This is a genomic window from Corynebacterium heidelbergense, from assembly GCF_028609845.1.
GTDB classification, from domain to species: Bacteria; Actinomycetota; Actinomycetes; order Mycobacteriales; family Mycobacteriaceae; genus Corynebacterium; species Corynebacterium heidelbergense.
This window is the reverse complement of sequence record NZ_CP063191.1, coordinates 45,410-61,488: the sequence shown is the minus strand read 5'-3', so window position 1 is coordinate 61,488 and position 16,079 is coordinate 45,410. Positions and strand designations below refer to the sequence as shown.

Genomic DNA, 16,079 nt, shown 5'->3' with positions numbered 1-16,079 from the left:
TCTACCTCTCGATACAAACACCGGGGGGAGGTGAACAACAAGGAGCGAAAACCAGTGGGCTCGCATCCACAGCGCCGCACAGCCGATCGGATCGTGCGGTCGATCGGGTCGTGCAGCCCAGGGTACCTAGTCAGTTGCCGGTACCGTGTGCCATTGGCCTGTCGATATCGTCCAGCCTGGCTGTCCCGCGCCCGTCCAGCAACACGTTTTTCGCCAGCGGGATTTGGTGGGAGGCGCTTTCCAGGATGTGCATGAAGTACCCGGCGGTGTTGGGGATGGCCACGATGTCCCCCGCGCAGACCCCTTGGGGGAAGACCATTTTCCGGCGCACAATCACTTCATCTTCGATGCAGTACGCACCGACGAGGTATGCCTCCAGGCCAATGTTGTCTCGTTTTCTTGGCGACGCCACCCCACCGGGCGCGATGAGGAGTGGATCCGCCAAGATGTCATCTGCCGTGGTCCGGCACTGGGTGCGGTTCATCTCGAGCCCCACGAGGCCCACGCCATCACTGCGAGTCTTGACGAAGGCCACGCGGGCCAGGATGACGCCTCCCCCGTCGAGGATGCTGCGACCTGGTTCGAGGTGCAGGCGCAGCCCCCGGTCTTTCAGCGCCTGGGCTGCCGACACGGCACCGGGCAGCTCGCCGGCCAGCAGTTGGACCAGCCAGGAACCCCGTGTCGGGCTTTGGTGGAAGGGGTAGGTGTTCCGCAGGGGGTCCATCTTCCACGTGAATTCTTCCTCGCCGGGGATGGCCACCCCGGCGTCCAGCCGGTCCTGGAGGTTCTGCCTGCGGGCGCAGAACTGATGCCACTCGTTGGCGTCATCCAGGTAGCTCATGGGCACGCCTCCGCCGAGGTCGACGAATTCCGGCCGGTGGCCCAACTCACGCACCTCGTCGATGAGGCCCAGGGCCTGGCCGAGCGCGATGCGCCGGTCCCCTTCCGAATACCCGTGCAGGTGCAGGTGCACGCCCACGAGGGAAACGTGTGAGTCCAGGCCGTCGCGGGACAGGGCCGCGAGCCAGACCCCGGCGCGTTCCCCGAAGCGGGTGGGCGGCAGCGTGTCGGGTTCCGGGGCTACGCGTGGGGCAATCTTCGCCCGAAGCTCCGGGGAGCCCTTGGCCAAGGCCCGGGCCCTTTCCTCGATGCGGCGGAGCTCGGCCACGCTATCCACGGAGATCACAGCCCCGGCGCGGATCGCAATATCCAGTAGCGCATCCGGCTTAATCGCGGCGGACAGGATGATCTTCTCCCCCGGGACACCCCGGTCCAGTACTTGGGTGAGTTCCCGTTGGCTGGCTACATCCACGCCATGCCCCGCGCGGTGAGCGGCGTCCACAAACCCCAGGGCCTTATTGGCCTTCCGGGCGAAGAAGATGCGGACATCAACCCCGGCATCGGCCCCAGCCTGTACGAGTTCCACGGCGTTGGCGGGCAGTACCTCTGGGTGCAGCACGTTCACCGGGCTTCCCCACTTTTCGACGAGCTCCGCGCACAGTTCCTGGTTCGCGCACAGATCCTCGGCCCACGGTTCCAGGCGGGCCGTCAGCGGCTGGAGGGCCTGCATGCGGCGGTCCAAGGTGCCCTGCTGCGTGCCTGTCTGTGCAGCGGCGCGCTGGCCGACAGCATGGGCCCACCTGGGTATTTCTGGGTGCATGGTGCGGTTGAGGGTGTCGTGGCCCAGAACCGTGCCCTCTACATCGCGCCCGACCACCGCAAGGCCGGGCTGGGCGGGGACGGAGGCATCCGGGTTTGTGAGTACACTCCCGGTGAGCTCGTCCTTTTCGAGCAGCCCACGGGCGCTCAGCCGCTGTGTGAGCGTGCCCTCCACGAGGCCCGGCGGGGGGATGACGGCATCCACGAGCGCGGTGACCGCGATGCCCTCGCCGGGCTCGGCCTTCCCGTCCATCCAGTGGTCGATCACCTCCGCAGAACCCATAAATCGATCATCTACCAGGCCCGCATCCGCCAGTGCAATTACCGCGCCCGCCGTCTGCGGTGGCGGGCCAAAAGCCACCCGCTCGAGCCTCCGGGTCAATCCGGTGAAGGCCTTGGCCTCGCCCTCCAGGAGGCGGCGACCCCCGTAGGAGGCCCGCTGGACGAGGGCGGGGTAGAGCCTTCGCAGCGCCTCCCCCACCGCCCAGGCCGCCGACGCCGGGGCCTTGCCGATGGCCACCAGGTAGGAGCGCCGGAATTCCTCGAGCGGGCTGTGCTGCTGCGGATCGGTATCCGTTCCGTTCAGGACGGCCTCCACCTGGTCGCGGGCCGCGGCGGGGGTCAATTGCTCACCCTCCCGCGGGCTGACGAGGCGACCCACGCACAGGAGATCCACGGCCGCCCGCGCCAGGGCCTGCCGAACATCCGCGAAGCCCTTGGCCTGCCGAATCTGCTGGCTGTAGCCCTCTAACTCGCGGGTGCACAACCCGTTCAGGCTTCCGCTGGGGTCCGGTTTGACCTCCATGAACCGCCCACCCCGACTAACCGGATAGATGACGTTGGGTTCCCGGGGCCCACCGGCATCTGGGGACCGGTGATAGTCCAGCAGGCCGCTGCCGTCCGCACGTTCGCGGAACGCTCCCCCGCGACCCTCGCTTAGGGCCATGCAGGTGTCGATGAATGTCAGGGCGGCGCCGCGAACGCCCACCGCTTCGCCCTCGGGGATCAACTCTAGGGGCACTTGGGATGGCGCCCCCGAATCCGTCGGGTCACCCCCAGTTGCGGCCCCGCGATACGGGCTGCCCACGATCGGGGAGGTGGCGTCCCCAAGGTCAAGAAGACCGGGACCCCCAACAACACCGGGACTCAACGCGCCCGGCCAACGATCGGCATGGCCGGTGCACAACAAGACTTCGTCATAGCGACGCTGCCCGGAGGCCCCGGTGATCTGCCAGCGCCCCGACCTCTCGGCGGTCTCGTGTGTTCCCTCTGCTGCCGCAGTCTGGCCGCCGAGCCCCACCGGGATGGGGGAGAGATCCGAGACGTACTCGGGGATGTGTTCGATGCGGCAATTCGGCGGTGCCGTGCGCTGGGCATGGCGGAAGGATGCACTGAGGAAAGCACCCACCTCGCGGCGCGGCGGGAAGAACGTGGAGCTGCCCCGCCACTGGTTAAGCGTCCCCAGGGCGGAGAAAACCACATCAGAGCGCACGTTCAACCGGTAGTAGCTCGGCTGTTCCTCCCGGTAAACCCGGCCCGCGCCAGGCTGGAACGGATCCCACACCTCCACCTGCAGCGATACACCGCGCCGCCGGGCCTGGCCCACCAACTCCTCCACGGCCCACAGCGCGCGGGGACCGCCGCCGATAATGCCCACCCGCCAGGCGGTCGAAGGCTCCCCCAAGGTAGTTCCCTCGTGGCGTTCCATTGCCGATTCCGCAGCCTTCTCCATGTCCTAATTCCTCACTACCTGCGACGGGCCGGCGCACTCGGCGACCACGGTGTCGACACGGCGTTGCAACTCCTGCGGGGCCACGCCGAACGTGTCTTGCACCCACTCGTCGTTGTAGACGGTGTCCAAGTAAGCGGATCCTGCATCGTGGAAGATGAGGACCGCCGAGCTGCCGGGATCCATTGCCTCGACCGCCCGCAGAGCCGCGGTAATGACCGCGCCCCCGGAAGCCCCCGGCAGGATGCCCTCGGTCGCCGCGAGTACGCGGGCACCCACCACGCTGGACACGTCGTCAATCCGATCCACCCGGGCGGGTTTCACGCTCAGGGAGAGATCCGGCACGGCCCCAGCCCCGAACCCGGGCAGGTGCCTATCGCCGCGTTTCCCGCCGAAGAGCACGGAGCCTTCCGCGTCCACCCCGACGATGCGGGTATCCGCCCCGATGGCCTCCGCATAGTCCGCGCAGCCGCCGATGGTGCCGGTCGTGCTCACCGCCACGAAGAGCCAGTCCGGGGCTCGGCCCAAGTCCCGCACGATCTCCCGCATCGTGCCCTCCGAGTGCGCGCGGCGGGCAGCCGGGTTGGAGTACTGGTCCAGGTTCACCGCACCCGGGATGGAATCCACCAAATCCCGAACTTTCTTGCGGCGCGCTACCAGCCAGTCCCCTGTCTCCGGGTCTGGCTCGGTAACGAACTCCACCGTGGCCCCCAGTGCCTCCATCATCGCCACGGTTGCACGGTTGACCCGCGGGTCCACCACGCAACGAAAGCCCCAACCGTTGACTAGGGCCTGGCGGGCCAGGGCGATTCCCAGGTTGCCGGAACTCGATTCGACGAGGGTGGCGCCCTCGCTCAGGGTGCCGTTGGCCACTGCGGCCTCCACCAGAGCAGCAGCGGTCCGGTCCTTGGCACTGCCGCCTGGGTTGAATTGCTCCAGCTTCCCCCAAAGCGTGACGGCGTCGGAGGGGTTTACCTTATCCAGCCGTACTAGGGGGGTATTACCAAGAGTGTCGAGAAACCCTACCTGCGTGGGCCGAGCTGTTGTCATGGCCGCCATGATACGGACGAAACGGCAGTCCCTTAGTTATTCGGCTATAAGTATGGTGCCCTACAAGCCCTCGGTTTGCGGATCACGTGCACCTTTTACACGGCCCACGACGGTAGTTCCTACCTCTTTAACGTGGGGTCCTGACCGACTCACAATGGCGTTCCGCAGAGCATCTGAAGAATCGCGCATTTAGTTTGTCAAAACCTTCATGCTTTGTTGGGAAAAGCACTACATTCACCGTCATGCGAACTCTAAAGCCCTCCCGAGTCGGCGCCGCCATCACCGCTGTGGCCAGCGCCCTTGCCATTCAAGCTGGCGTCTCCGCCCTCCTCGCTGCCCCGGCCGCTGCACAGCCCGAGGCCACCCCGGCAACTCCCCCCGGCGCCGTCAGCCCAGCGGACCCGGGCCTTGCCGGATCTACGGTCCTCGGCCAGACCGTGCCTTTCAACCCTGGCTTTGCGCTGCCCGAGACGCTACCGGGGGTGTACAACCCCAACGACCCCTTCTACCTTCCCCCCGCCAACCTTCCCACCAAGCCCGGTTCCCTAATTCGCACGGAGCCCGCACCGCAGCTGCTCAACCCCTTCGCCAACGGCGGGGCGGGCTCGGCCCAGAAGATTTTGTACAGCTCTACCACGGAAAAGGGCGACCCCGTCGCCGTCAGCGGTTTCACTATCGAGCCGGTGACCTCATGGCGCGGCAAGGGTCCCACCCCCACCATCGTCTTCGCCCCGGGCACCCGCGGCGCTGCGGATGTGTGCGCCCCCTCCCGGGAAGCCGCTCTGTTTGCCGCAGCGAACCCGAACAACCTGTCCGTGGGCCTGGACTACGAACTGCCCTTTATGTATCTGGCCAGCGCAATGGGCATCCGCGTGGTGGCCACGGACCTCATCGGGCTCGGCACCCCCGGCGCCCACACCTACGTCAACACGCGAGACGAAGCACACGCCACCCTAGATGCCGCCCGCGCCGGACTGGCCGCGCTGAAGCTGCCTGCGGATTCCCCTGTGGGGTTCTACGGTTACTCCCAAGGCGGGGGCGCTACTGCTGCAGCCGCCGAGTACGCCGAGGAATATGCCCCGGACATCAACCTCAAGGGCACTTACGCCGGTGCCCCGCCGTCCAACCTGTACGAGGTTGCCAAGGCCGTGGACGGCAACGCCATCGCGGGTGTACTCGGTTATGTACTCAACGGAGAACTCGAGCGGGAACCTCAGTTGGCCTACTTGGTGGACCAGGAATTCAACGAAAAGGGTAAGCGTTTCCTGGAGGAAACAGAGGATCGCTGCATCGTCGACACGGTCGGTGCCTACGGTTTCACCGACACTCGAACACTGACGAAGACCGGTGAATCGTTCAACGAGCTCCTCGATCGTCTCCCCGACCTGCGGGCGATTGTGGACGCGCAGATTCTAGGTAAGCGAAAGCTCAACGCCCCGATGCTGGTGATCAATGGACGGGCCGACGACACCATTCCATTTGGTCAAGCCCGGCAAATGGCCGCCGACTATTGTTCTACGGGCTCCGCGGTGCAGTTTGTCGCCAGCGAGATACCACCGATCCTGCCGAAATCGGCGGTTAACCACGCCCTCCCCCTTATCGAGCAGCTTCCGACCTCGTATGGTTACCTGATCGACCGGTTCAATAATGTTCCGGCCCCGTCCAATTGTGGCCAGTTCTAGGTACTGACCTGGGTGTCTAGGGAGTTTCGGGAGCCCCTGACAGCGCTTGGTTGGCCCCCTTGGGGTCGGCCTACCGCCCTTTACCAGGCCGGCGAGAGGAATCAAATGTGCTGGGGACGTCTTAAACAGGGCGCCCCCACACCCTCCCCGTGTAGGGGGCAGAAGCCCTCGAATAAATCCCTACTGACCTGCCCGGATAGGTTCATGCTGCAGCAACAGTGCATCGTTACCTTGTCTCTTCAGTGGCCCCGACGGTCACATCGCTCCACCGAATAGCCGGAGGGCCGGGCGGTAAAAGAGACAGGCTCATCGCGCTGCCCTCCACCCCCTTCCCTCTGGGTTTCTCGAGCGTCGTCGGGTTCACATTGTCCGCGCAATCGAGACCTAAGGAGACTAGGAACATGCGCAACGTGAAATGGCCCCAAAAGTTGGCTCTGGCCGGGGGCATAACGGCAGTGGCTCTGTCCGCCGGAGCTGGCTTGGCCCACGCTTCCGGGAACCCGTCGGCGGAACAGACCGGGAGCCAGACGGCAATCCAGCGGGAAGCTCAGCCGGGTGCTCCCGACGCCCAGAAGGACCAACCCCAGCCCGGGGCGGATCAGGGTGGCAAGCCGGACAAACCGGGCAAGCCCCACGGGGGCCACCGCGGCGGCCATGGGCATCACGGCCCGAAGCTCGACGAGGCCGCCCTGGCCCAGAAGTTGGGGGTGAGCCAGGACAAGCTACACAACGCTTTGGAGACCGTCCGGCAGAAACACCAGGACGACAAGCCCAAGCCCGGCGCGGAGCAGGGCCAGCCCGGCCAGCCGCATCAGAAGCCCTCCAAGGAGGAGATGGAGGCGAAGAAGAAGCAGATGGACCAGGAGCTTGCCGATGCCCTGGGCATCGATGTTTCCAAGGTCACCCAGGCCATGGATGAGATGCACCAGCAGCACGAAGCCCAGGAGGGCGATCGGGGACCGGACGGACCGAACGGTGGACCCAGTGCTAACCCCAGCTCCGGTGACCAGCCCGCGCAGACGGGTTAGGCCGGGGAGTTCCCGCCGCCGTCCTGGGGACGCACCCGGTAGAGGTGCTCGTTGACGAACTCGCCAACACCCCAGCGGCCGAGTTCGCGGCCGTAGCCGGAGCGTCCCACCCCGCCGAAGGGCAGGCCCGGCGCGGTGACGGAGTGCTCGTTGACGAAGGTCATGCCGTCCTCGAGCTGACGGGCCACCTCGTGGGCCTTGTCCAGGTCGGTGCTCCACACGGAGCTGGACAGGCCGTAGTCCGAGTTGTTGGCGATGCTCACAGCCTCTTCCACGCTGTCGGCCGGGTAGACGATGGCGACGGGGCCGAAAATCTCATTGCAGCCCACATCTGCGCTCGGGTCTACGTCGGTGAGCAGCGTCGGTTCCATGTAGGCGCCGTCCCGGTCCAGGGCCTTGCCGCCCACACGGACGGTGGCTTCCCCGGCTGCGGTGGCCTTTTCCAGGCGCTCGACGATGTCGTCCCGCGCGCCGATGGAGCTCAGCGGACCCACGTCCGCGCTCTCGTCATCGTAGGTGCCCACAGTCAGGGCGGAGATCTTCTGCTCCAATAGCTCGACGGTGCGGTCGTAGAAGCTGCGCTGAACGATCAGCCGCTTAGGGGCGTTGCAGGCCTGGCCGGTGTTGTACATCCGGATCTTGACGAATTGTTCCAAAACGCTGTCTAGGTTGGCGTCGTCAAGAATCAGGAAAGGATCATTACCGCCGAGCTCGAGTAGGGACTTCTTGTAGTGCTCACCGGCGGTCGATGCGACGGCGGACCCGGCACCCTCCGAACCGGTGAGGGAAACCCCGGCCACCCGCTTGTCGGCAATGAAAGCATCCATCTGGGAACCGGATGCGTAGATGTTCTGGAAGACACCCTTGGGCAGACCCGCCTCCTCCAGCAGATCCTGGCAGGCCTGGGAGGACAGCGGGCAAATGGAGGCGTGCTTAAGCACGAGGGTGTTGCCCAGCAGCAGGTTGGGGGCGGCCCAGCGAGCCACCTGGTAGTAGGGGAAGTTCCACGGCATCACGCCAAGGAGAACGCCGATCGGTTCCTTCTCAACGTAGCTGCGGATGGCACCCTGGGCGGGCAGCTCCTCCGGGGCCAGCAGTTCGTAGGCGTGCTCGGCGTAGTAGCGGTAGATGCCGGAGACGATCTGCAGCTCCGCCTTGCCCCAGCGCAGCAGCTTGCCCATCTCGCGGCCGATGTGGTCGGCCAGCTCGTCGGCGCGCTCGTCGTAGAGATCCGCAACCTTCCGCAGGACCTCGGCGCGGGTGGCGATGTCCGTGGTGCGCCAGGGCTGGTAGGCCTCGGTGGCGCGGTCCAGGATGGCATCGCGATCGGAATCGTCGATGCGGTCAAACGTCTTTTCCGTTTGCCCGGTGTTTGGGTTTTCGAGTGCAAAGGTAGCCATGGCCACCGTTATACACGTCACAATTTCAGGCCGTGAGAAGGTTTTGCGTTGGGGACAGTTCCCTAGAACTAAAGCTCCGGGGGCCGAAGCCTGCCTAGGTTCGCGGTATGACCGAACACAATGCCTCCGTGCCCACTTCCGCCGCTTCCACACTGCCGCGGCCGCGCTGCCAACCCGCGATCGTCATCTTCGGCACCGCATTGAGCCTGGGAACCCTCAGCTTCGGTCTGATCGCGTGCAACGGTGACGACACCCCAGGCGAAGCGAGCACCGCCGCGTTCTCCAACCAAAGCAGCGCGGTCTCGTCCTCGTCTGCCTCAGCCGGCGCGGGGGCATCGGCGTCCGCAATGGAATCAACCAACCCCTCCCCCGGCGGGAACCAGGGTGGCTCGCCGCAATCGGACGCGGGCTCGGCGGCAACGGCGACGCTGCAGGCGGTCTCCCCGGAATCGTTTCGGCGGGGCAGCTCCCTATACGAGTTCAAGGCCGCTTGGGGCGGCAACAAGGTGGTGGTTTGCGGAGCTAACGACAGCGGAACTACCTGCAGCGGCAAGGCTGACCCCTCAGTACCTGGGGTGAGCGGGGAAGCCTTTCATGAGAGCCGTCCCAATGGCATCACCCTGAATTCGCAGGGCCTGCGGTATACCGTCTTCGAGGTGCTCTCTCCCTCCCAGCCAGCATTGGAAACCGGCCAGCAGGTCACTATCGGCGCAGTCACCTGTGCCAAACCTGCCGATCAAGTATTGCGCTGCTCATCCGGGTCCAACAGCTTCACGATCTCCGGGCCAGAGAGAACCATCAACACCATCGGCCTGGTCAGCAGGGCGTAGAAGCCTAGCCCACCCTCGATCGAAATCAGGTCTGCTGTTGCGCGCCCAGGGGGCCTGTGCAAATCTCAGTTCTTATGGACGCCAGGACCCCAGCGCACATCGCACCCATCGCTCAGGACCCACGCCAGCCCGCCCTCGCCCTGCGGGGCCTCGCCAAGGCCTTCGAGGGCTCACCGGCGGTGCACAACCTCTCCCTGGACATCCCGCGGGGTAGTTTCTACGGTCTGGTGGGCCCCAACGGGGCGGGCAAAACCACCACAATCATGATGGCCACCGGCCTGCTGCGACCGGACGCGGGCACCGCCGTTGTCTGCGGCCACGACATCTGGGCCGCCGGCACGGGCCAGCACCCAGAACCCGATGGCGCCGAGGTCCTCGCCGCCAAGGCGGCCTATGGCCTGCTGGCCGACGGCCTACCCGTGTTCGACAGGCTCTCCGGACGGGAGTACCTCGAGTACCTGGGGCTGCTGCGGGGGATGGACGCCAGCGTGGTGGACAAGCGCAGCAAGGACCTGCTCGGCGCGCTGGACCTGGCGGAGGCGCAGGACAAATACATCGTCGATTACTCCGCCGGCATGACCAAGAAGATTCTGCTGGCTGGCGCGCTGCTGCACCGTCCGGAAATCCTCATCCTGGACGAACCCTTCGAGGCGGTGGACCCCGTTTCCGGACAGGTCATCCGCCAGATCCTGCACAACTACGTGGCTGCCGGGGGCACGGTGGTGATGAGCTCCCACGTGATGGAGCTTGTGCAGGGGATCTGCGATCACGTGGCCGTCATTGCCCGGGGGCAGGTGCTGGCCAGCGGCCAGATCGACGAGGTGCGGGGACAGCAATCCCTCTCGGACCTGTTCGTGCAGCTCGTGGGTGGCCGATCCCTGGATGCCGACTCCCTCGGCTGGCTCGGGGAGGCCCGCCGATGAGCGCCCCCATCCAGCAACCCGCCCCCGCTCGGCAAGCCCCTGCCACCGGGGCCACCACCGGCACACTGCTGCGCCTGCATCGGGTCCTGTGGCGGCGTAGTTTCCGCAAGAATCCCAGCCAAGTCTTCTTCGCCATCTTCGTGGTGATCTACGGCCTGCTCGGATGCCTGGGCCTGGGCGGCTTCATCATCGACGCTGCAAGCCGGGCCGATTTCCGGGCCATGGGGTTGACCCTCACCGCCGGCACGCTGATGTACTGGCTCATCACAGTCATGTACCCCAGCGGGGAAAACCAGTTGGAGCCCGGCCGAATCGTCACGCTGCCGCTATCCATACGCAGCATCACTCCCGGGTTGATGTGGGCCGCTGTGTTGCAGACCCGCGGCATCCTGGCGGTGGTGAACTCGCTGATCACCTTCGCTTTCGGCACGGCAGCACTCATTTCCGCCGCCGACCGAGGCGCCCTCCCCGCCCCCTTGGCCGTTGCGATCGCCGGGTGGGCCGTGGCCGTGGTCCTGGCACTTCTTGTCACGATTGTCGGCGGTGAGGCGATAGCCAGCCTCGGATCCTCCGTTGGCACCCGGACGCTCAAAGAACGCTTGGCCCTCGTCGGATCTTTTGCGTTCATCGTCCTCATTCTGGGATTCAACGTCCTGATCAATATGGGTGTGGACGCCAATTCCCTCGCGCGGCTCGGCACCGTCCTCGGCTGGACCCCACTGGGCGCAGCCGGGGGTATGGGAGTGTCCCTCGCCTACGGGCAGTGGCTGTATGGCGCCGCCCAGCTAGTTATTGCCGCCGGAACTATCTGGGTGGGGTGGGTGACGTGGCGCTCGGGCTTGGCGTCCGCAATGAAAAAAGTGGCCGAGACAAGCGAGAGCAACCGAACTACCCGGGGCACTGGAAAGCTGCTGGTGCCGTGGACGCAGAATACCGTCGGCGGGGCGCTGTACTCCCGGGCGCTTCGCTACTGGCGGCGGGACACGCGGTTCCTCTACACGATCTTCACCATGCCACTGCTGGCCGTGTTTTTCCTGCTCACGGGGGTCTTCCAGGGCGGCGGCGAGAGTGCCGGCGGCGGGATTGTCGGCAACCAAATGTTCGGGGCATTCCTGCTGGCAACCACCGGGGCGCTGAACATGTGCAACGACTACGGCTACGACGGGCCGGGGAACTGGGTACACATCGCCGCTGGAGTGCGCGGGCGAACGATGGTGACCGCAAGAATGGCAGTATCCGCGACGGTCAGCGCCCCCTTCCTCATGGCATACCTTGCCGTGCTCGGAGCGATGGCGGGCTTTGACGGCACCTGGATGCTGCTGGCCGTGACGTGCGTGGCGGGCCTGCTTGGGGGGCTAGGTTTGGGGGCCTATCTCAGCGTGGCGAATCCATTCCCCACGGCTCGGCCGGGCACAAACCCCATGAAGGACCGCAGCGGTTACTCCAGCGGCGCATTCGTGACGATGCTGCTGGTACTTGTCGGCGTGTGGGTGCCGATGATCCCAGGGATCGTCATGATGAACGCCGGTGGCGGGCTGTTCTGGGCCGGGGCGGTGCTCAACCTGGGGTTGGGTATCGGCGGGTTTTTCTTGGGCAGGCAGCTTGCCGGGAAGCGCCTAGAACGGCGGTGGCCGGAGGTTTTTGCGAAGGTCCGCAACTGGACGTAAAGCCGTTTGGTCAGCGGAGGAGGTTGGCCCCGGATAAAGTCTAAATCCGCACGTGGCGGTTCATCCTCGCCAGAGGGCGGCGGGACGTGGGGCGCCACCTGCTACCGGACAGACACGGCGCAGAAAGGATGAACCCCCATGATTGTGACAACCACCCCCGAAGTCCAGGGACTGCAAATCGACCAGTACATCCGCGTGGTAGCGGGCGAAACCGTCGCGGGTATCAATGCCCTGAAGGATATCGGAGCGGGCTTCCGCAACATCGTCGGCGGACGCTCCGGCTCCTACGAAAGCGAAATCCTGCAGGCTCGAGAAACCGCGCTGGGAGAAATGGTGGAGCGGGCCATGCAGCTCGGTGCTCAGGGGATTGTGGGGGTGGACATCGACTACCTCACCCTGGGCCAGGGAAACATGGTGATGGTCTCCGCCAGCGGCACCGCAGTGACGTTTAAGCCGGCCGAAGCGGAGTAGGGGGTAGGGGGTAGGGGCCGGGAACGGTGGACGGGGGCTAACCCGACCTGCCGCCCCGGGGACGGCCCTGGGACGCTGCCGGTGCACGGCTCTTCCGAGTTTCGGAGCCGATCACAGAAACACTTTGATGGATCATTGGGTGCAAGAAGGTTGATTAAGCGACGTCGCCCGGCGACCTCGCCGCTAATACTGGCTTACTTCGTAGCCTCTTTAACCGGCGCCATGACAACGGTGGCGGTTTCCGTGTTTGCGGCTCGTCACGGCCATGGCGCTGCAGCGGTGTCGAGTATCTTGCTGTGTAACGCGATTGCAAACATCGCGCTAGTCCCATTAACGGTACCCATCCTTGACGGATGGTCGCCACGCCGAGTTGCGCTATTTGCATCCGTTGTGGATCTCGCCTCACTAGCGCTGATCCTTATTCTGCCTAGTTTTCCTGTGTTGCTGGTTTGTACTGTAATTGGTTCGATCACTGCGGGGATCATGTGCCCGTCGATTTATCACCTCGTCAGTCTGATCGGTCCCGATTCAGGAGAGCATGCGGAGGCAAAGGGCTATGTGCGTCTGGACACCGCCCGGTTACTAGGCGGCTTAATCGGACCGGGAATCGGCGGTGTTCTCTTCTAGATCGGCGGACTGAGGTTAGCCGTTTCCTCCGAGATGGCAGCGGCAGTGATAATGGGATGTTGTCTTGCCGTCTTTGCCCGGAGGGAAGGCCCGCGGCGTCCGAACATGGCGGACAGCAGAGCTTCGTCTCGAAGATAACCCAGGCGCCAAGGTTGCTTCTCCAAGATCCTGCATCGCGGCGCGCGTTCCAGATAATTTGGGCCGCGATCATTTTCACATCGATCTACAACGTGGCGCTGGTCTTCTTCGCACTAGACACCCTTCGGGCCGGAGGGATAACCTTCGCTATCCTGACCCAAGCGTTTCTGGTCGGTAGGCTACTCGGGGCTAGGGCGGCCTCTCGACTCGGCCGCCAGCACGCTGCGAGGGTTCTCACCACTGGCGGTATTGTCATGGGGTTGGCTCTGCTGGCCGTGGGCTTCGGGCGGAACCTGCCGACATACATCGCCCTTCTGTTCGTTGCTGGCGTATGCAACTCGGGGCAAGTCAGTGCCCTGCGGTTGATCGTGTCCTCAGCGGTACCGGCAGATGTCCGGCGAAAGGCATTCTCCACAATGGGTTCGACGAACTCAGCTGCGATGCTCATCGGATACGCTCTCGGTGGACCCGTTGTGGACTGCCTGGGGGCGGCGAACGCGTTTGTGCCGTCGGGATGTGGCACCGCAGCGTTAACCGCGGTCTTCTCGCCTCGCTATCTAACTACTAATAGGAGCAGCCTTCGATTTCCCGGGCATCCTTGCTCACACGTATAGCTCGGGTTCTCGACGGAGCCCTGCGGGGTTTCGGGTCCTCCGGGTCCTCAAACTCGAGGGATAGCATATAGGCCATCTTTTCGATGTGCTTTTCTTTTCGGTACTGGTTCAGCGCCGGAATGTTGATGACAGCCATAAAGCAAAAGCTTCCGTATGCACCCTTATCATCCCAGCTCACATTCTCATTTGTGTCGACAATGAGCGAAAACATCTCATCGAAGAAGGGCTGATTGTGCCCTTGGTGGAGAGCCTGCTCAGAGCAGAAGACAATCTCAGAAAGCTCAGAACGGTTGTCGGCGTCTTCGGTAAAGAACAGGTGCCGAATGCCGTCTACGGACATTCTATGCCGAAGCTTCGCATCTTGCAGTTCGTTATAGGAACACACGAATTCGGTGATGAAACACCACGGTTCGGTCTCGATATACATGACTTATATACTCCATCGGTCGGACATCAGTATCTCAGGCACACGCAGGGGTATACGTCGACTTGGCCTGGCTATTTTCGATGGGAAGTGTACAATGGAGAGTTATCACGGGAGTCTGCGCGGTGCCAGGGGCGGGAAAACAACCGTTGACCCCGGTTCGTCTCCCACACGTTCAGTAAGAGCTTGGCTGAACGGAAGGTCAAAAGGAACTCGGCTACCATCGCCCGGACCAGCCTGGGCTCGTTCAAGTCCTTAACAACAGTGACATCGACTCCTCATGGGCGTCTCGTTCCGGGCTCAGATGGACGGCGCGAAAACGATGGCTCCCTTGCGGGATTGAGTTGCCGGTCGGGAGGGAAATTCTCGGTTGGACCGTTGGCCTCACCGGGCGCGGTCACACCTCAGACTACTGGTAGGAGCAGCCTGGGATTTCCCGGGCATCCTTGCTGACACGAATAGCTCGGGTTTTCGACGGAAATCTGACCGGTTTCGGGTCCTCCGGGTCCTCAAACTCGAGGGCTAGCATACTGGCCAGCTTTTCGATGTGCTTTTCTTTCCGGTACTGGTTCAGCGCCGGTATATTGATGACAGCCATAAAGCAGAAGTTTGCATATGCGCCCTTGTCATCCCAGCTCACATCCTCATTCGTGTCAACTATGCGAGAAAACATCTCGTCGAAAAAGGGCTGATTATGGCCTTGATGAAGAGCCTGCTCCGAACAGAGAACAATCTCAGAAAACTCGGTGCGGTTGTCGGCGTCTTCGGTGAAGTAAAGGTGCCGAACCCCGTCTATAGCCCCCATGTGCCGCACCTTCGCTTGCTGTAGATCATTGTAGGCACACACAAAATCGGTGAAGAAACACCACGGTTCTGTCCCGATGTACATAACTCATCTACTCCTTCGGTCGGCCATCGACGTTGTAGGCACCCAGAGGTGTGTATCGCAGTTGGGTCTCACAGTGCCGTTTTGTATAATCCGGGCCGAAAAGACTCACGAAATCACCCGAGCTCTGCTCGGCGTCTTCACCGCTCTTAGAACTGTTTCCGTAAACAAATCCAACGACCGGATCTCCTGCGGATTTCTGATGGACCTCGCATTTCACAGTATAGGTTCCCAGTTCATCTTTGACCCGTTGGTCATCCTGTCCGAGCGCCCCGGCCTGCGGCGTGAAGACAGCCGTCGTCACCGCCGCCGTGAGCAGCCCCATGGAGACCCTTCTACGAACGCTGTTCATGGCTTGACTCCTTTACTAATACAAGCGAAGAGCATCGATGGGCTGGAGGGGAGGCACAATCGTTCCGATACTAGTCCTGGTCCCCGCCGCAGCCGACTTACACTCTCCATCATCCCCGCAAGGGATCCCAACCCTTACTTGGGTGGGTTCAAAACTACGGGCCTTGATGTAGTCCTGGACCATCAGCTCTTCCTGTTTGGCCTCAATACAGTTAGAAGTAAGGCGCCTAGCTTTTGATCGAAAGTCATTCTGAGACTGACCGAGTACAACCGCCACCCCGGCGCCTTTTCCTTTTTTGGGAGGACTGCGGCTTGTCCAGGGGTCAATTCAGGCTCCTTGACCCCTATGGACGACAACCTGATTGGGTCTTCTTCGGCCTAGGCAGCAGGGCAGTAATCTACTGCCGTGAGCGCCAAGGCGGCGACAGATGCAAAACGCTTCATGCGACCTCTCTTTAGACTTGGTGCGAGCTGGAGGGAAGGTGTGCAATGGGAAGCTTACACAGCCCGCGGGTGGGCGCTGGGGGTGGAAGGAAACTTGCTACCCCCGCTCACCCTCCGCCCGTTCGCCTACTGCGTTGCAGACCGATGCGCCTGCCA

At 63.5% G+C, this 16,079-nt stretch carries 14 protein-coding genes; 8 read left to right on the top strand and 6 right to left on the bottom strand.

What is annotated here, in order from left to right:
* Positions 1–130: 130 nt before the first annotated feature.
* Both CHEID_RS00255 and CHEID_RS00250 read right to left on the bottom strand, forming a co-directional pair.
* Positions 131–3,391 carry an FAD/NAD(P)-binding protein gene (locus CHEID_RS00255; RefSeq protein ID WP_238599315.1) on the bottom strand — a complete coding sequence of 1,087 codons (3,261 nt, stop codon included), beginning with the start codon at positions 3,389–3,391 and terminating at the stop codon, positions 131–133.
* Positions 3,392–3,394: 3 nt separating this feature from the next.
* Positions 3,395–4,438, bottom strand: a complete 1,044-nt coding sequence (locus tag CHEID_RS00250; protein ID WP_238599314.1) for a pyridoxal-phosphate dependent enzyme — start codon at positions 4,436–4,438, stop codon at positions 3,395–3,397.
* Positions 4,439–4,680: 242 nt separating this feature from the next.
* On the opposite strand from CHEID_RS00250, the gene CHEID_RS00245 reads away from it, so the two are divergent.
* Together CHEID_RS00245 and CHEID_RS00240 are read left to right on the top strand one after the other, a co-directional pair.
* On the top strand, positions 4,681–6,120 hold the full coding sequence (locus tag CHEID_RS00245) for a lipase family protein (protein WP_112769460.1): 1,440 nt from the start codon (positions 4,681–4,683) through the stop codon (positions 6,118–6,120).
* A 401-nt stretch (positions 6,121–6,521) separates the two neighbouring features.
* Positions 6,522–7,148 carry a hypothetical protein gene (locus CHEID_RS00240; RefSeq protein WP_112769459.1) on the top strand — a complete coding sequence of 209 codons (627 nt, stop codon included), beginning with the start codon at positions 6,522–6,524 and terminating at the stop codon, positions 7,146–7,148.
* On the opposite strand, the gene CHEID_RS00235 is transcribed toward CHEID_RS00240, so the two are convergent.
* Positions 7,145–8,548, bottom strand: a complete 1,404-nt coding sequence (locus tag CHEID_RS00235; RefSeq protein WP_112769458.1) for an NAD-dependent succinate-semialdehyde dehydrogenase — start codon at positions 8,546–8,548, stop codon at positions 7,145–7,147. The genes CHEID_RS00240 and CHEID_RS00235 overlap by 4 nt on opposite strands.
* 107 nt (positions 8,549–8,655) lie before the next feature.
* On the opposite strand from CHEID_RS00235, the gene CHEID_RS00230 reads away from it, so the two are divergent.
* From CHEID_RS00230 to CHEID_RS10500, 6 genes are all read left to right on the top strand, one after another.
* Positions 8,656–9,378, top strand: a complete 723-nt coding sequence (locus CHEID_RS00230; protein ID WP_112769457.1) for a hypothetical protein — start codon at positions 8,656–8,658, stop codon at positions 9,376–9,378.
* Between the two features lie 74 nt (positions 9,379–9,452).
* Complete coding sequence (locus CHEID_RS00225) at positions 9,453–10,301, top strand: ABC transporter ATP-binding protein (protein WP_112769456.1); 849 nt, start codon at positions 9,453–9,455, stop codon at positions 10,299–10,301.
* Positions 10,298–11,968, top strand: coding sequence for a hypothetical protein (locus CHEID_RS00220; protein ID WP_273661153.1), 1,671 nt, complete (start codon positions 10,298–10,300; stop codon positions 11,966–11,968). Before CHEID_RS00225 ends, CHEID_RS00220 begins: the two co-directional genes overlap by 4 nt.
* Positions 11,969–12,106: 138 nt before the next feature.
* A complete protein-coding gene (locus CHEID_RS00215) occupies positions 12,107–12,439 on the top strand; it encodes a YbjQ family protein (RefSeq protein WP_112769454.1) in 333 nt (110 codons plus the stop codon).
* An 81-nt stretch (positions 12,440–12,520) separates the two neighbouring features.
* The gene (locus CHEID_RS10505) at positions 12,521–13,066 is read left to right on the top strand and encodes an MFS transporter (protein ID WP_274520024.1); all 546 of its coding nucleotides are present in this window, start codon (positions 12,521–12,523) and stop codon (positions 13,064–13,066) included.
* Between the two features lie 56 nt (positions 13,067–13,122).
* Entirely contained in the window at positions 13,123–13,818 is a 696-nt protein-coding gene (locus CHEID_RS10500) for an MFS transporter (RefSeq protein WP_112769575.1), read from the top strand.
* On the opposite strand, the gene CHEID_RS00210 is transcribed toward CHEID_RS10500, so the two are convergent.
* The 3 genes from CHEID_RS00210 to CHEID_RS00200 form a co-directional block, all read right to left on the bottom strand.
* Entirely contained in the window at positions 13,769–14,245 is a 477-nt protein-coding gene (locus tag CHEID_RS00210; RefSeq protein WP_112769576.1) for a hypothetical protein, read from the bottom strand. The genes CHEID_RS10500 and CHEID_RS00210 overlap by 50 nt on opposite strands.
* A 406-nt stretch (positions 14,246–14,651) precedes the next feature.
* Positions 14,652–15,131, bottom strand: coding sequence for a hypothetical protein (locus CHEID_RS00205; RefSeq protein WP_112769577.1), 480 nt, complete (start codon positions 15,129–15,131; stop codon positions 14,652–14,654).
* A gap of 7 nt (positions 15,132–15,138) precedes the next feature.
* The gene (locus CHEID_RS00200) at positions 15,139–15,480 is read right to left on the bottom strand and encodes a hypothetical protein (protein WP_146743856.1); all 342 of its coding nucleotides are present in this window, start codon (positions 15,478–15,480) and stop codon (positions 15,139–15,141) included.
* Between the last annotated feature and the right edge of the window lie 599 nt (positions 15,481–16,079).

Bases quoted from the DNA above. Each gene is read 5' to 3' on its own strand.
- CHEID_RS00210 (WP_112769576.1), bottom strand. From the start codon at position 14,245: ATGTATATCGAGACCGAACCGTGGTGTTTCATCACCGAATTCGTGTGT.
- CHEID_RS00200 (WP_146743856.1), bottom strand. From the start codon at position 15,480: ATGAACAGCGTTCGTAGAAGGGTCTCCATGGGGCTGCTCACGGCGGCG.
- CHEID_RS00240 (WP_112769459.1), top strand. From the start codon at position 6,522: ATGCGCAACGTGAAATGGCCCCAAAAGTTGGCTCTGGCCGGGGGCATA.
- CHEID_RS00215 (WP_112769454.1), top strand. From the start codon at position 12,107: ATGATTGTGACAACCACCCCCGAAGTCCAGGGACTGCAAATCGACCAG.
- CHEID_RS00230 (WP_112769457.1), top strand. From the start codon at position 8,656: ATGACCGAACACAATGCCTCCGTGCCCACTTCCGCCGCTTCCACACTG.
- CHEID_RS00245 (WP_112769460.1), top strand. From the start codon at position 4,681: ATGCGAACTCTAAAGCCCTCCCGAGTCGGCGCCGCCATCACCGCTGTG.
- CHEID_RS10500 (WP_112769575.1), top strand. From the start codon at position 13,123: ATGTTGTCTTGCCGTCTTTGCCCGGAGGGAAGGCCCGCGGCGTCCGAA.
- CHEID_RS00255 (WP_238599315.1), bottom strand. From the start codon at position 3,391: ATGGAGAAGGCTGCGGAATCGGCAATGGAACGCCACGAGGGAACTACC.
- CHEID_RS00205 (WP_112769577.1), bottom strand. From the start codon at position 15,131: ATGTACATCGGGACAGAACCGTGGTGTTTCTTCACCGATTTTGTGTGT.
- CHEID_RS00250 (WP_238599314.1), bottom strand. From the start codon at position 4,438: ATGACAACAGCTCGGCCCACGCAGGTAGGGTTTCTCGACACTCTTGGT.
- CHEID_RS00225 (WP_112769456.1), top strand. From the start codon at position 9,453: ATGGACGCCAGGACCCCAGCGCACATCGCACCCATCGCTCAGGACCCA.
- CHEID_RS00235 (WP_112769458.1), bottom strand. From the start codon at position 8,548: ATGGCTACCTTTGCACTCGAAAACCCAAACACCGGGCAAACGGAAAAG.
- CHEID_RS00220 (WP_273661153.1), top strand. From the start codon at position 10,298: ATGAGCGCCCCCATCCAGCAACCCGCCCCCGCTCGGCAAGCCCCTGCC.